This is a genomic window from Planktotalea frisia, assembly GCF_001890925.1.
In the GTDB taxonomy this organism is placed as follows: Bacteria; Pseudomonadota; Alphaproteobacteria; order Rhodobacterales; family Rhodobacteraceae; genus Planktotalea; species Planktotalea frisia.
The window spans coordinates 1-15,555 of record NZ_MLCB01000215.1; the positions used below are offsets into that span (position 1 = coordinate 1).

The 15,555-nt window shown below is 53.9% G+C and carries 14 protein-coding genes; 8 read left to right on the top strand and 6 right to left on the bottom strand.

The features are described from left to right. Positions 1–624: 624 nt before the first annotated feature. From PFRI_RS19815 to PFRI_RS19825, 3 genes are all read right to left on the bottom strand, one after another. Entirely contained in the window at positions 625–1,518 is an 894-nt protein-coding gene (locus PFRI_RS19815) for a fructose bisphosphate aldolase (protein ID WP_072632432.1), read from the bottom strand. A gap of 103 nt (positions 1,519–1,621) precedes the next feature. Beyond that, positions 1,622–3,214: a hypothetical protein gene (locus PFRI_RS19820; protein WP_072632433.1), complete on the bottom strand. Its 1,593-nt coding sequence runs from the start codon at positions 3,212–3,214 to the stop codon at positions 1,622–1,624. An 89-nt stretch (positions 3,215–3,303) separates the two neighbouring features. After that, entirely contained in the window at positions 3,304–4,494 is a 1,191-nt protein-coding gene (locus tag PFRI_RS19825) for a phosphoglycerate kinase (RefSeq protein ID WP_072632434.1), read from the bottom strand. Positions 4,495–4,637: 143 nt separating this feature from the next. Between PFRI_RS19825 and PFRI_RS19830 the strand changes: the two genes are divergently transcribed. The 3 genes from PFRI_RS19830 (at position 4,638) to PFRI_RS19840 (ending at position 6,742) form a co-directional block, all read left to right on the top strand. Beyond that, positions 4,638–5,144, top strand: coding sequence for a peptidylprolyl isomerase (locus PFRI_RS19830; RefSeq protein WP_072632435.1), 507 nt, complete (start codon positions 4,638–4,640; stop codon positions 5,142–5,144). After that, positions 5,137–5,685, top strand: a complete 549-nt coding sequence (locus PFRI_RS19835; RefSeq protein WP_072632436.1) for a peptidylprolyl isomerase — start codon at positions 5,137–5,139, stop codon at positions 5,683–5,685. The genes PFRI_RS19830 and PFRI_RS19835 overlap by 8 nt, the downstream gene beginning before the upstream one ends. Before the next feature lie 91 nt (positions 5,686–5,776). After that, positions 5,777–6,742 carry a DUF3179 domain-containing protein gene (locus PFRI_RS19840; RefSeq protein ID WP_072632437.1) on the top strand — a complete coding sequence of 322 codons (966 nt, stop codon included), beginning with the start codon at positions 5,777–5,779 and terminating at the stop codon, positions 6,740–6,742. A 61-nt stretch (positions 6,743–6,803) separates the two neighbouring features. On the opposite strand, the gene PFRI_RS19845 is transcribed toward PFRI_RS19840, so the two are convergent. Next, complete coding sequence (locus tag PFRI_RS19845) at positions 6,804–7,646, bottom strand: outer membrane beta-barrel protein (RefSeq protein ID WP_072632438.1); 843 nt, start codon at positions 7,644–7,646, stop codon at positions 6,804–6,806. Between the two features lie 3 nt (positions 7,647–7,649). Further along, positions 7,650–8,903: a tyrosine--tRNA ligase gene (gene tyrS, locus PFRI_RS19850; RefSeq protein ID WP_072632439.1), complete on the bottom strand. Its 1,254-nt coding sequence runs from the start codon at positions 8,901–8,903 to the stop codon at positions 7,650–7,652. Between the two features lie 64 nt (positions 8,904–8,967). Here tyrS and PFRI_RS19855 point away from each other — a divergent pair, with 64 nt between their 5' ends. Beyond that, positions 8,968–10,083: an anhydro-N-acetylmuramic acid kinase gene (locus PFRI_RS19855; RefSeq protein WP_072632440.1), complete on the top strand. Its 1,116-nt coding sequence runs from the start codon at positions 8,968–8,970 to the stop codon at positions 10,081–10,083. A gap of 81 nt (positions 10,084–10,164) precedes the next feature. On the opposite strand, the gene PFRI_RS19860 is transcribed toward PFRI_RS19855, so the two are convergent. After that, entirely contained in the window at positions 10,165–11,118 is a 954-nt protein-coding gene (locus PFRI_RS19860) for a radical SAM protein (protein ID WP_072632441.1), read from the bottom strand. Between the two features lie 202 nt (positions 11,119–11,320). Between PFRI_RS19860 and zwf the strand changes: the two genes are divergently transcribed. The 4 genes from zwf to PFRI_RS21565 all read left to right on the top strand — a co-directional run. Continuing rightward, complete coding sequence (zwf, locus tag PFRI_RS19865; RefSeq protein ID WP_072632442.1) at positions 11,321–12,775, top strand: glucose-6-phosphate dehydrogenase; 1,455 nt, start codon at positions 11,321–11,323, stop codon at positions 12,773–12,775. Beyond that, on the top strand, positions 12,772–13,443 hold the full coding sequence (gene pgl, locus PFRI_RS19870) for a 6-phosphogluconolactonase (RefSeq protein WP_072632443.1): 672 nt from the start codon (positions 12,772–12,774) through the stop codon (positions 13,441–13,443). The genes zwf and pgl overlap by 4 nt, the downstream gene beginning before the upstream one ends. Positions 13,444–13,455: 12 nt before the next feature. Beyond that, entirely contained in the window at positions 13,456–15,051 is a 1,596-nt protein-coding gene (gene pgi, locus PFRI_RS19875) for a glucose-6-phosphate isomerase (RefSeq protein ID WP_072632444.1), read from the top strand. Between the two features lie 198 nt (positions 15,052–15,249). After that, the coding region (locus PFRI_RS21565) for a hypothetical protein (protein ID WP_217653420.1) at positions 15,250–15,555 on the top strand (306 nt) is incomplete at its 3' end.

Consider the following 15,555-nt stretch of genomic DNA (forward strand, 5'->3'; position numbering starts at 1 on the left):
TGACCAGATCGCTGCATGACCAACAATCCTCAAACACCAGATTTGACAATAACTCAGCTTGCTGTCGTTGCAAACAATACGCTGGATCGACATTTCGAGATTGATGCACCCGATACAGTTTTGGTGACTGATATACCTCAATTCGGAAAGCACGAATACTAGTCTTGTCTAACCGTTGTGATTGATCTGTTCTGAAAGCAATCCCGTTTTACGACGGACTCGTCTTTGCAGGCATTGTTGGCTTCTTTCAGTCGTAGAAGCAAGAACGGATCAGGCAACGGACATACCTTACATGCGACGATGCAAGTCATGACGTGTTCGAACTCATTGAGATGTTCTACAATCTGATACGCAAGCACATTAACAATGAAATGCTCTCGCCGATTGACTAAACGTAAGGGATAAACCACTGAACAAAATTGGGGGCCACGTAAGCAGCGAGCACCTCATGTGGTAAGGGCTGTAGCTACAAGTGACTCTGGAGGTTGACCTGACACATTTGATAACGATGCCCTAATAGATGGAGCCAAACAATGGCCCTCTTTTGTCGATACTTGGTCCAAAAATAAAATCTCGGGCGATGGTACTTAGACGCGTTGAACGATCTGGCCGTCGTTTAACGCGTTAGCCTGCGATTGACGCCGCGTGGATTTCAGCGATTGTCGCATCAAGCGTGGCGTCGAACTCTGCAGGGCTCTGCTTATGGGACAACCCTTCAGTCAAGGCGCGGCTAAAGCTGGCGATCATGCCAGTGTTTTTGGCCAAACGACCGTTGGCTTGCGCACGATTGTACCCGCCAGAGAGCGCCACCAGCTTCATCACGCGTGGATCATCCGCGAGCGACTTATAGGTGTTTGGCACTTCCGGCAGCGTGAGTTTTAGCATGACTTGCTGGCCTGTTGGGACTGTATCAAGCGCTGTCGTGAGCTCTTGGAGCAATATTTGCTCGGCACCGGCTTTGTCTTCGATGTCGATCAGCACTTCAGGTTCGATGATCGGCATTAGGCCAGCCGCCAAGATTTGATTGCCGTGCTGAAATTGCTGGTGCACGACAGCGCGAATACCGCGCTCGTTGGCGGCGTGAATGACCGAGCGTTCTTTGGTACCGAAGATGCCGTTCTGCGCTGCACGTGCGAGCAGGGAGTCCAGGCCGGGATTGGGCTTAAGGATTTGCGCACCGTGCGCGACGTCTTCCAAACCTTTGTCGGTTTTCAAAAACGGCACAACGCCATTGTCTTCCCAGAGTGCCTTGGCAGAGGGTTTGCCGTCTATCTCACGATCCATTGTCATCTCAAACAAGATAGCTCCGATCACGCGCTCGCCTGTAAACGAGGGCGACGACACAATGCGCGCGCGCATCGCGTGGATCAAATCAAACATTTCCGCGTCACTGCTATAGGCGTCTGGTTCAATCCCATACAGCCCAAGAGCGCGAGGCGTCGATCCACCTGACTGATCCAATGCAGCGATAAAGCCGTTACCTGCGCGAATTTTCTCAGCCATTTGTGGATTGATCATGGGAACACCTTGCTTTTACTAATTTTAAACAGGGTGTAGGGAAGCCCCCGCCGATACGCAATCAGGATTGCGCTAACAGGCGGGCAGCTTTTTTGACGCAGTGCTATTTTTTAAGCTCAGCGGGCAAATCGCGGCCAACCCAGTCACGCAGAACGCCATTTTCTAGGCTCGTTTGCACCTCGGCCCAAGCCGTCGTGGCCCCGCGCAAGCGCATGATCGTGTCAATCTCATCGCGGATCGCGGCAGAGGCAACGTCGCCAGTCGCAGCACCAACAGAGGCCCAATAGTAAGCCGCGCGGTACGAACGAATGCGTGTGGTGCCCAGCAAATGCCCACGCGCCGCACGGCGGATGTCACCGATAGAGGCGAAATCAGACGCAACAGGTCCACCACCACCGAGCATGATGTCTTGCACCTCAAGCATCTCGTTTAGTTGCAGCTGATCCTCGAGATCATTGAGCAGGCTGAGGCTAGCGGGTTTACCGTTTGCACTGGCATGTAGTGCGAGGCGGTAAGCGATTGTAGGGTCTGTGCCCTTCATGGCGTCAGCCATAAGGGAGGTCGCGTCCGCGATGCCCTCGTTTGCCAATGGGTCCAGCAAGCGCAAGCCAAGGGTTGTATTGCGCGGCGCACCGACCCCGCTCAGCAATGCACGCCCTACATCGAGATTGCGTTCGGTTGGCAGCAAACCGTCGATCGCTTGCTTTAATTCTGCTGCGGGAATGCCTGTGAAGATGGCCATAGGAACAGTGCCAATTGTGGGCGTTAGCTTGGAGAACATCGCTTTGGGGTCTTCCAGATCAGCCTCACCAAGGCGCACAGGTGTATTCGGCGCGGACGTTTCAATGATGATCTGGCTTGGGTTGGCGACGAACTCTTTTGCTGTGATCACCGCACGGTTGATGAAGAATTCCTGCTCTGTGCTTAATTCACGTGCGTCAGGGCCGTTCATATCTGCGAAAACCTCTGCAATCGCACCCGGGATAATCTGCTCTAGCGCGGCAGGATCAAGCATACCGGGAGGGGCCATGCGCGAAGCGGCGGCATACAGCCCGCGATCCTCAAGCGTGATTTGTGCGTGGTTCACATAAGCGGCTGGCATGACCTCTTCACTGTCGAGATCCATGCGGTAGCTGATGTAGTCGAGGTCCAAAGACCCGCTCAGCGCAGCAAGTTTATCAAGGTCCGCGCCAAAGTTGATCATCGCACCGCCAGAGGCAAAGTCGTACTTCACATTCACTGTCATGCGATCAAGGCGGATGTTATCGACGCCAAGCATGCCAACAACAGGGCGCGCTTCAATAGGCAGGCAGTCGAAATCGAGCACGGCCCCCTCAAGAGCGACATTCAATGCGTAGCCTTGTTGGCGATCAATCGGTTGACCGCTCAGCACTAGGCTATCGGCGGTAATCGCGCAGGCATCGGCCTCTGCGTAGGGCAAAAACGGACGCACATCGACGCCAACGAGGGCGATGCGGTTGCGCACGGAGTCCACATCGATTTGAGCATAACGCACATCTGCAAGGATGCGCAGGGTCGGAATGAAGCTTTGCACAACAAGCGTGAGAATGTTGTCAAAAGAAATGGCGTCCCAGATTGTGACAGGCGTTTCAGCAGGTTGTTCCTGCGCGTGCAGTGGCAATGCAAGTGCACATGAGAGTGCGGTGGTTTGTAAAATTGTACGTGCAATAGACATGATAATAGTCCTGAGGCTGATAAAATCAGCCTCAGGGTACTCGAAATCCGCATTTCGGCAAGGGCAGGGATACCCGACCCACTCTTTGCTTAATTACTAAGCGCTGCGACTCCGGGCAGGGTCTTGCCCTCCATCCACTCCAAGAATGCGCCGCCAGCGGTGGAAATGTAGGTAAACTTGTCAGCTGCGCCTGCTTGGTTCATGGCCGCTACAGTGTCACCGCCGCCTACGACCGAAATCAACGCACCTGTGGATGAAAGCTCTGCCGCATAAGCCGCTGCCGCGTTGGTTGCCATATCAAAAGGTTCAATCTCAAACGCACCAAGGGGGCCGTTCCAGATCAGTGTTTCGGCAGCGTCAAAGATGCGCGAGATCAGTGCGACAGTTTCTGGCCCAGCATCCAAGATCATCGCATCCGCAGGGCAGGCGTCAGAGGCGAGCGTTTCACTCGCGGCCCCTGCTTTGAATTCACGCGCTACGACGATATCCAAAGGCAGCACAATCTCGCAATTGCCTGCTTTGGCTTTCGCCATGATCGCACTTGCGGTGTCGGTCATGTCATGTTCGGCCAGCGATTTACCCACATCAATGCCTTGCGCCTCAAGGAAGGTGTTGGCCATACCGCCGCCAATGATAAGGTAGTCGACTTTTTCGATGAGATTACTGAGCAACTCCAGCTTGCTCGACACTTTCGAGCCACCAACGACGGCAACGACAGGACGCTTGGGCGCGCTCAAGGCGGCTTCTAACGCGCTGAGTTCCGCTTGCATCAAACGCCCTGCACAAGAGGGCAGCAAATGCGCGAGGCCTTCAGTACTTGCATGTGCGCGGTGCGCGGCAGAGAAAGCATCGTTGCAATAAAGATCGCCAAGTTTCGCCATTTCAGCCGCAAATGCAGGATCATTCGCAGGCTCGCTCGCATGATAGCGCGTGTTTTCGAGCAGCAGAACCTGTCCCGCATGCAACGCACCCGCCGCCGCTTGCGCACCAGCACCGATGCAATCGGCGCTGAACATCACGTCACACCCGAACGCCTCTTCAAGTGCTGGCACCAAGGGTTGCAAGCTCATCTCTGGAACACGTTGCCCTTTGGGGCGACCAAAATGCGCCAGCAGGATCGGCATGCCGCCAGCGGCCAAGATGTCCTTTATCGTCGGCACAATCCGCTCAATGCGCGTCGCGTCTGTGACGACACCATTTTCCATAGGGACATTGATATCTACGCGCGTCAGGACACGTTTTCCCTTGAGATCCATTTGATCCAATGTGGTCCAAGCCATGTGTTTTCTCCCGCTCTGCGTAGATTTACGTCCGTGATTTAGACCTGTCTTTGCCAAGTGAGGCAGCTATCGTCAATGCCCGCCTTGGCAATCTTGGCTTTGCGCCTTAGATAATGCGCCAACGTATACCAAAGGAGTGCCAAATGGCCGATATCAAAGATCCCGAGAACACCATCCTGCTGGAACTCAAAGACGGCACCGTCACGATTGAGCTTTTGCCCGACATCGCGCCCAAGCATTGTGAGCGTATGAAAGAGCTTGCGCGCTCAGGTGCGTATGACAACGTGTGTTTCCACCGTGTGATCGATGGTTTCATGGCTCAGACGGGTGATGTGGCCAACGGCAACATGGAAAAAGACTTCAACATCCGTGCCGCTGGCACAGGTGGTTCTGACATGCCTGATCTACCTGCCGAGTTCTCTGGAATTCCACATGATCGCGGTACAATCGGCGCTGCACGCTCGCAAAACCCTGATTCAGCGAACAGCCAGTTCTTCATCAACTTCTCTGACAACCACTTCCTCAACAAACAATACACGGTTTATGGCCGCGTGACGTCTGGCATGGATCTGGTGGATGCGATCACCCGTGGCGAGCCACCTGTCGCACCTGATCGCATGGTGTCCATGAAGGTCGCCGCAGATGCGTAAGCTCGCGCTTGCCTTTACTCTGCTTGCCAGCCCCGCGTTGGCAACAGGTCTTCAGATCGAGATCGCGGGTGAGGGTGCCAATGGCACTGTCACCATCGATTTGCTGGAGGATTTGGCCCCGAAGCACGTAGCCCAGATCACTTCGATTGCACAAAGTGGTGCGTATGATGGTGTTGTCTTTCACCGTGTGATTGATGGCTTTATGGCGCAAACCGGCGATGTTCAGTTCGGTCAGTCCAGCGGCAATACCAGCCGTGCGGGCATGGGTGGCTCTGATATGCCCGACATTCAGGCCGAGTTTTCGTCCGAGCCGTTCAAGCGCGGTATCGTCGGCATGGCGCGCAGCCAAAACCCCAATTCAGCGAACAGCCAGTTTTTCATCATGTTTGATGACGGCGATTTTCTGAACGGACAATACACGGTCGTTGGCCGTGTGACTGCGGGCATGGATGTGGTTGACACGATCAAGCTTGGTACAGGCGGCAACGGCTCTGTTGTTGGCACGCCTGACATGATGAAAACCGTCACTGTCACTGAGTAAAGTTAACGGGCCCGCACAAATGCGTGTGTCGGGCTATACTTGAAAGCGAATTTAAAGCACCCTCTGAAGAGAAATCTTTAGAGGGTGTTTTATGTTGAAACGGATCGCTTTGGCTTTGGGCCTTTCGCTTGTCATGACGACTGCGTCTGCCAGCCCGGATTTTTGGCAGCACGAATGGCCGAAAACAAATTTTGAGAAAACTTCTGTGGAGAATTGGGTCGAGATCCTGTCAGGCGGACCACCTAAAGATGGTATTCCAGCGCTGACGAACCCGAAGTTTCGCAAAGCCTCGACTGAAACCCGCATTGGCGACACGGAACCTGTGATCACTGTTGAAATCAACGGCGACATTCGTGCGTATCCGGTGCGCTATCTAACATGGCACGAGATCGCCAATGACACCGTTGGCGGAGTGCCTGTCGCCGTAACGTTCTGTCCTCTTTGCAATTCTGGTATCACCTTTGATCGACGTGTGCCCCAAGGCACGTTGACGTTTGGAGTATCTGGCAAACTGCGCAACTCTGACATGGTCATGTATGATCGCGAGACGGAGAGTTGGTGGCAGCAAGCGGTTGGCGAGGCGATTGTGGGAGATTTGCTTGGCACTGAGCTAAAGCAACTGCCCACATGGATGGAAAGCTGGGCTGAGTTTGTCGCGCGCAATCCTGAAGGTTTGGTGATGGAAGAGCCTGACTTCTCTCGCCAATACGGGCGCAATCCGTATGTGAGTTATGACAGTTCCACCAAGCCGTTTTTGTATAGTGGCGAAAACCCACCCCACGGCATACCCGCGCTTGAACGCGTGGTGCGTGTCGGCGCGCGTGATTGGCCGTTGACGCGTTTGTCAAAGTTGGGGGAAGTGACTGAAAATGGCGTGACGCTGTCTTGGGCATCCGGGCAATCATCGGCGCTCGATGCATCGAGCATCGCGAAAGGGCGTGACGTTGGCACGGTGCGTGTGCGCGATGCGAACGGGAACGATCTACCGTATGATGTGATGTTTGCTTTTGCGTTCCACGCGTTTTGGCCGGATGGAGATTGGAAGCTCGGGAATTAGGGGGCCAGCCCCCATCTCGGCAAGCCGAGACTCCCCCGAAGTTTATTTGGAAAGATGAAGCTTATTCCAGAATGCCACCTGTGTTGGCGAGGAAGGGTTCGATATAGCTGAAGTCGGTTGTTTTCGGGTGCTTCTTGCCGCCAAACCGGTACGTGATACCCGCTAGGATCGTTGTCGTGTCGGTGATGTCATCGGGGCCGACGATTTCTTTCTGATGGCTTTCGCCGTATTGCGCAGCTGCGAAGAGCGACAGGCCGGGGACAGCTTTGATATCGTAGTCTGCGCGTGCCTCTAACGTCCAAAGTTCAACAACTGTCGCAGGAGCATCCATTTTAGCGTTAAGATAACCGATGGAGGTGCCGATGCTGAGGCGATCCGTTGCGGCAAAAGTGATGCCAAGGCCTGTGGCAATTCCATTGGTGACAGTGGCGACGCTGTCGCTGCCTGTTGTGCCGTTTAAATATCCAAGGTGGCCTGTGAATCCCCATCTATCATTCAACGCGTAAGAGCCCTCAATGCCAGCAAGCAAACGCAGTGCATCATCGCTTGCGTCATTGTCGTGATCTGATTGTAATGCACCAACGAAAACCCCATAGCTAAAACGCTCTGCATCACGTCCTGTGCGCAAAATCAGGCTGCCGCTGGTATTCGCCGTATTGGGCGCAGAGTTAGCATTGTCTGTCAGCGTCAAACCAAGGTCCGCTTGCAGATACAAACCACTCGTCGCTATCCGACCAAAGCTTAGGTCTGCGCGACCTGACATGAGCGTGCCATTAGCCCCCTGCAAAGCGACGGGTGCACCACTGGTCTGGCTTTGGCCCAAAGAAAGACGTGCAGAGCCGTATAACTCCTGCGCGGCAAGAGGGCTAGTGGTGAGCAAAAGCGCGGCGACGAGACGAAACATGGCTTATCCTTTCAACACGATCAGTGCGTGGCGTTTCTTGCCAGCACTCAGTTTGATCGGCGACGCTAAGGCCGCAGCATCCAGCATCAAGCCAGCATCGCTCAAAGGGGCATCATCCATTTTCGCGCCGTTTTCGGAAATCAAGCGTTTGGCATCTTTGCCGGACTTCGCAAGGCCTGCACGCACGATCGCTTGCACGATGGACAACCCATCGCCCAACTCTTCGCGCGTCAATTCCAACGTGGGCAAATCATCCCCAACGCCGCCTTTTTCAAAGACTTCGCGCGATGTGGCTTCCGCAGTGCTTGCGGCATCGGCACCGTGACATAGCTTGGTGATCTCATTGGCGAGGATGACTTTCGCCTCATTGATCTCTGATCCTGCAAGTGCGCCGAGGCGGTCGCATTCATCTACGGGCATCTCTGTGTAGAGCTTCAGGAAACGCCCAACATCCGCATCGGTCGTGTTGCGCCAGAACTGCCAGAACTCATAAGGCGAGCGCATGTCAGGGTTCAACCACACCGCGCCGTCCGCGCTTTTGCCCATCTTCTTGCCATCAGAAGTGGTTAGCAAAGGTGACGTCAGACCGAAAATCTGGTTGTCGAGCACGCGACGGGTGAGGTCGATACCATTCACGATATTGCCCCATTGATCCGAGCCACCCATCTGCAAAACACAGCCATAGCGACGGTTCAGCTCCAGAAAGTCATAAGCTTGCAAAATCATGTAGTTGAACTCAAGAAAGCTTAGGCTTTGCTCACGATCAAGACGCGATTTCACGCTCTCAAATGCAAGCATACGATTGACCGAGAAATGCTTGCCAATGTCGCGTAGAAAATCGAGATAGTTGAGGTCGTCGAGCCATTCTGAATTGTTGATCATAAGCGCATCTGACGGACCATCGCCATAGGTCAGATAGGCGCTAAACACCTTCTTAATTCCGGAGATGTTATCGTCGATCTGATCTGGCGTGAGCAGGGGGCGCTCATCCGCGCGAAACGACGGATCTCCAACCTTGGTCGTACCGCCGCCCATTAAGGTAATCGGCTTGCCGCCAGTCTTTTGCAGCCAACGCAGCATCATGATCTGGATCAGCGAGCCTACGTGCAAAGACTTCGCCGTCGCATCAAAGCCGATATAACCGGGCATTCCACCTTTCAGCGCCGCCTCATCGAGGTTTTGATAATCGGTGCAATCGGCCAAAAAGCCACGCTCCATCATCACTGCAATGAAATCGGATTTGGGATGGTATGTCATAACTTGCGTCCACGTATTGCTCTGCGCCAAGGTCTTACAGGGCAGATGCACAAAGGAAAAGCCTATGAAAGGCTCCAACTCATTCAAAACTGGTTTGGTCAAAGCGGTAGGTTTGATGTCAGGCACGTCCTTGGACGGGGTCGATGCGGCTGAACTTGTGACCGATGGCATGCGGATCGAGAGTTTCGGAGCGAGTGCTTATCGTGCCTATTGCGACGCCGAGCGCACGACATTGCAAGGGGTTTTAGGGCGCTGGCCGGGTGACGGTTTAGCGGACGCCTTAGACGTAGTTCAAACCGCGCATACCGAAGTTTTACAAGACTTCACCCCCGAGCTTGTTGGTTTTCACGGCCAAACCCTTGCACATGAACCGCGTGGGCGCGGCACACATCAGCTTGGTGATGGTGATGCCCTCGCGCAGGCCATCGGTGCACCTGTGATTTGGGATTTCCGCTCGAATGACGTTCAGCTTGGTGGAGAAGGCGCGCCACTTGCACCGTTCTTTCATTTCGCTTGCGCCAAATGGATCAAAGCAGATGCGCCGCTCGCATTTCTCAATCTGGGCGGCGTTGGCAATATCACTTGGGTCGATCCAAGTAAAAACGCACCCGAAGAGCAAGGCGCATTGCTCGCCTTTGACACCGGCCCTGCAAATGCACCTATAAACGATTTAATGCAAAGCCGCCTTGGCCTCAGCTATGACAAAGATGGCGCGCTTGCCAAGAAAGGCACAGTTGAAACAGGGGCGCTCGAGCTGTTCCTTGCGGAAACCTATTTTGCGCGCATGCCGCCAAAGTCGCTGGACCGCGATGATTTCTCGGTCATGCTAGAGCTCGTGCGTGAACTCTGCGATGCGGATGCGGCTGCCACTATGACTGCGATGAGTGCGGCGGCTGTGATGCAAGGAATGCGACATTGTCCGAGCGCGCCTGCGCGCGTGCTTGTCTGCGGCGGGGGGCGTCATAATCCCGTTATGATGCATATGCTACGCGAGGCGCTTGATTGTCCGGTGGACCCGGTTGAGGTTGTTGGCCTTGATGGGGATATGCTTGAAGCACAAGCTTTTGCTTATCTCGCGGTTCGTGTCGCGCGAGGTTTGCCTACTAGCTGTCCCACAACAACCGGCGTCAGCGCCAATGTCGGTGGCGGCATTTTGAGCCGACCAAACGAGACAGAGTAAACCGCCCTGTTTCCTCTTTTGAGAAATATCCCGGGGAGCACGAGGGGCTGGCCCCTCGTTTTCAATGTGCAAAAAAACGATTTACGCTGAACAGCTCGCGCCACCCAAAACGCAAAATTTTGCACAGTGGGGATGATTGAGTTGAACTGAACCTTCAGCCTCTTCCAAAGTTGTTCCCATCTCGAATTCTTCTGAGTAAGGTAACAATGTACAGGCTAAAACGGCTGGTTTCTCCGCCCCTTTGCGCTTCACAACCATGCGAGAGGACGCACACATCATCGCATCAGGGGATTTATCCAGAATTCCCCAGCAAGCGGTCGTGATTTCAGGCACATCGACAGATTCATCCATTTCCGGAAACAAAACAGTCTCTGCGGGATTGTAGGCATCAATGTCAAATCCATGCTCGGAAAACAGCGCAGCATAGCCTTTACGCGACTCCATATCGCTTTCTCCCCAAACGGTGCGACCTGCAACGGCCATTGTAAATCCGTTTTCTTGAAGCCACGTCATGCCTTCAATCGTTTTCACAAACGTCCCTGCGCCGCGCTCTTTGTCGTGATTGTCAGCGTCCCAGTGATCAACAGAAATACGCATTGTCAGCTTGCCCGGATAGGCGGCGTTTAATTCAAGCAAACCTGCACGCATCGATTTACGCATCATCGGTCGCATCGCGTTCGTCAAAATCAAAACATCATATCCGCGCTCGAGCGATGCCCGTGTAATGTCGATCATCTCAGGGTTCATAAACGGCTCGCCGCCCGTAAACGCGATTTCGCGCACATTCCACTTGCGAACCTCAAGCTGATCCAAGTAATCATAGACTTCCTCAGCCGTGATATACACCAACGCGTCATTTTTTGGCGAACTCAGGATATAGCAATTCTCGCATTCGATGTTGCACAGGGTGCCTGTGTTGAACCAGAGCGTCTGAGGATCGCTTAACGCAACGCTTGCGCGCACTTCGCCCTTTGCAGTGAGGAAGGGGTCTTTGAATTTCTCAGCCGCAAGAAGAGGCGTTTCCAGATCTTTCATGATGCGTCCTTCGGTCAATGTTATGGTCATTTAACCTGCACGTCACAAACATAAAAGTACCGATAAAAACGCTGACACCATTGTGATGTGAAAAAGCAGTGATAGACATGCCCGAAACTGCGCGCTAAAGATGCGTGGAAATTTACGTTAGCGCTAACAAAGAGAGCGCAACAGCTTACTAGTTAGAATTGGAGCGCCCTCGATGGTATCTCGCGTCATTCCAGTAGAACCCTTTGATCTTGTCATTTTCGGTGGAACAGGCGACCTCGCGCGTCGCAAAATTCTGCCTGGGCTTTTTCGTCGGTACTGTGCAGGTCAGATTCCTGCGGATAGCCAAATAATCGGTGCTGCGCGCAGCGAGCATGACGCGACAGAGTTTCGCGCAATCGTGGCTGAAGCGATCCGTGAATTTGGTGGTGGCAAGGCCTGCGAGGATGGCACGCTCGACGAATTCCTGCAGCGGATCGACTATGTCACCGTAGACGCACGCGGCGACACAGGGTGGAGCGAACTTGCGAGTAAAGTGCGCAAAGACCTGATCAATGCGTTCTATTTCTCAGTCGGCCCGGGCCTGTTTGGTGATCTCGCCGAACGCCTACATCGCTATGATATGGCCGATGATGATAGCCGGATCGTTGTGGAAAAGCCCTTTGGCCGCGATCTTGCGACAGCCAAGGCCCTGAATGCGTCGTTGGCCAAACACTTTGACGAAACACAGATTTACCGCATCGATCACTATCTCGGCAAAGAGACGGTGCAAAACTTGATGGCCGTGCGCTTTGGCAACATGCTTTTCGAGCCACTTTGGAACAGCCAATACATTGACCATATTCAGATCAGTGTTGCCGAAACCGTCGGTGTTGGCGGGCGCGGTGGCTATTACGACAAATCGGGTGCAATGCGCGATATGGTGCAAAACCACCTGATGCAGCTTTTGTGCCTGATCGCGATGGAACCTCCTGCAAAATTTGACCCCGACGCAGTGCGCGATGAAAAGCTCAAAGTTATTCGCGCACTTGATCCGGTTGAGCCACATCACATCGTACGTGGCCAATACGGCCCAAGCGCTGATGACGACGGTTTTCGCACCCATGTGGGTGACCCCGCGAGCAAGACAGAAAGCTTCGTGGCAATGAAGATTGCCATTAGCAATTGGCGTTGGGCGGGCACTCCGTTTTATCTAAGGACCGGTAAGAAGCTCAAAGCGCGCACATCCGAGATCACGGTGGTGTTCAAAGACGCACCTCATTCGATCTTTGGTGCAGAGGCGGGGCGTCACAACAACGAATTGCGCATTCGCTTGCAACCCAATGAGGGCATGACACTTGATGTGACCATCAAGGAGCCCGGCCAAGGCGGCATGCGCCTTGTGGATGTGCCACTCGATATGAGTTTTGCAGAAGCTTTGGGGCCGAATGTGGCTGAAGTCCCCGACGCATATGAACGCCTGATTATGGATGTGATCCGCGGCAACCAAACCCTGTTCATGCGCGGCGACGAAGTCGAAGCAGCGTGGGCATGGACCGACCCGATCATCGAGGGCTGGCAAGCGCGTGGCGAAGTGCCTAAAACATATGATAGCGGTAGTGATGGTCCCACGGATGCGATGGCAATGATCGCACGCGACGGCCGCATCTGGAGAGAGATCAAGCTATGAATTTTATCGAATATCCCGATGTCGACATGTTGATGATTGATCTGGCGAATAAGATCGCAGGCGATCTGAACGCGGCATTGCACCACGAGGATCGCGTGTGCTTGGCGGTGCCCGGTGGCACGACGCCGGGGCCTTTGTTTGATGATCTTTGCGCGGCTGACCTGCCTTGGGAAAATGTCGATGTGATGCTTACGGATGAACGCTGGGTGCCTACGGACAGTGATCGATCTAATACCAAACTCATTCGCGAACGCCTTCTGACGAACCGCGCGGCTGCTGCGCGTTTGTTGCCGCTATACGCGCCTGCGGACCAGCCCGAAGACGTGCTGCCAGAGTTAGAAGCGATGATCGCACCAGAACTCCCGATCGCGGTTTTACTGCTTGGAATGGGCGCGGATATGCACACCGCTTCGCTGTTTCCAGGAGCGGATAAACTGAGCGAGGCTTTGGCACCAGATGCGCCCATCTTGGTGCCCATGCGCGCGCCTGGTGCGCTTGAAACACGCGTCACGCTCAGCGCGCGCGTGCTGGATGGGGCGTTGCGAAAGCATATCGTGATCACGGGTTTTGAAAAGCGCGAGGCCTTTGAAAAAGCCCAACGTTTGAGCGCGCTTGAAGCGCCGATTAGGGCTGTGTTGACAGGTGCCGATGTGCACTGGGCTCCTTAAGGAATATTTCTCATGTGGACTAAAGTAAAAGCGCTCGACACGGATCAGCGCATTGTGGACCTGTTTGAAAACGACGCTGATCGCGCTGCGAACTTCTCAGTCTCAGCGCTGGATATGTTGTTTGATTATTCTAAAACGGCGATGGACGTGGCTGCGCGCGATGCGCTGTTTGAGCTGGCAAATGCTGCCAAGCTGGCCGAGAAACGCGATGCGATGTTCGCAGGTGAGACGATCAACGACACCGAAGGACGCGCAGTCCTTCACACCGCTCTGCGCAACCTCTCAGGTGACCCTATAATCGTCGATGGCGCTGATGTGATGCCAGACGTTTTGGCGACATTGGATCGGATGCAAGCGTTTAGCGATGACGTCCGTAATGGCGCGTTTCAGGGGCAGGGTGGCAAGATCACGGATGTGGTCAATATCGGCATCGGTGGCTCGGATCTTGGCCCTGCGATGGCGACACTCGCGCTTGCGCCTTATCATGATGGCCCGAATTTGCATTACGTTTCCAACGTGGATGGTGCGCATATCGCCGATACATTGCGCGGTTTGAACGCTGAGACGACACTTGTTGTCGTGGCTTCTAAAACCTTCACGACGATCGAAACCATGACCAACGCGCGCACCGCGATGGCGTGGATGTCTGAAACTGTCAAAGATCCAGCCGCGCAGTTTGCAGCCCTCAGTACATCTGAAGAAAAGACCGCCGCGATGGGCATTCCTGCTGCCCGCGTGTTCGGTTTTGAGGATTGGGTCGGTGGGCGTTACTCGCTTTGGGGCCCTATTGGTCTGGGTATTATGATCGCCGTTGGTGGTGATGCGTTCCGCGCGTTTTTGCGCGGTGCTGAGGCGATGGATCGCCATTTTCGCGCCGCTGAGATGCACGAAAACCTGCCTGTTATGCTCGCGCTGGTGGGGATTTGGCACAATCAGATTTGTGGCCACGCGACGCGCGCTGTTCTGCCCTATGATCAACGCCTGTCGCGCTTGCCTGCGTATTTGCAGCAGCTTGAGATGGAAAGTAACGGAAAATCCGTGCAGATGGATGGCTCTGATGTGGCCGTGCACACTGGGCCGATTGTTTGGGGCGAGCCTGGCACGAATGGCCAGCACGCGTTCTATCAATTGATCCACCAAGGCAGCCGCGCGGTGCCTTGCGAATTTTTGCTCGCGGCTGAAGGTCATGAGGAAGATTTGGTGCATCAACATCAGTTGTTGATCGCCAATTGTTTGGCGCAATCAGAGGCTTTGATGAAAGGCCGCTCGCTTGAAGAGGCGCGTGCGTTGATGGTGGCCAAAGGCTTTGCAGGCGATGAATTGGAACGCCAAGCCCGCCACCGTGTCTTTCCGGGCAATCGTCCATCTACAACGCTGTTGTATCCGAAGCTGACGCCAGAAATGCTTGGCCAGATCATCGCGCTTTATGAGCACCGCGTGTTCGTCGAGGGGGTCATCTTGGGGATCAATTCCTATGATCAATGGGGCGTTGAGTTGGGCAAAGAACTTGCGACGGCTTTGCAACCAGTTGTTGAAGGCAAAGCCTCGGTTGATGGTAAAGATGGCTCAACCCAAGCGCTGGTTCGGTATATCCACACACGGACCTGAAGCGACGGTTGGCGGGGGCCAGCCCCCCTACTTTCGGCTTAAATAATCGTTTAAATACAATATCTTGATGTAATTTCTGCTTTTGAAAACCACCAAAAAACCACTAAGCCTAACTGTTGCGCGCAAATCACACGGATTTTGTGTGTCAAACTAGTTGGCACGGAGTTAGTATCACCCTTTTGGATTGGAGTTGAACCTATGTTGAGTGCCAAACATTTCAGACAAGAAATTTTGCTTCCGATACTTGAGAGGTTTTCGAGTGATCAGAGCGAGGCTAACGCATTCTGTGTTATCTGGGCAATCGATTCATATGCAACTCACATCGCGTTTGATGGTGTGGCAACACCAGCAAAGCTAGACGCTTACGAAGTGAGTTTCAAAAATATTGTATCAGATACTTCATGGCAATTTCGTGTGATCCGAGAAGCATCAAACGCTACGAAACATGCTATACACAGAGTCCTCGAGCACCCGACTTTTGACGGGTTGACGTCTGACCGTAGA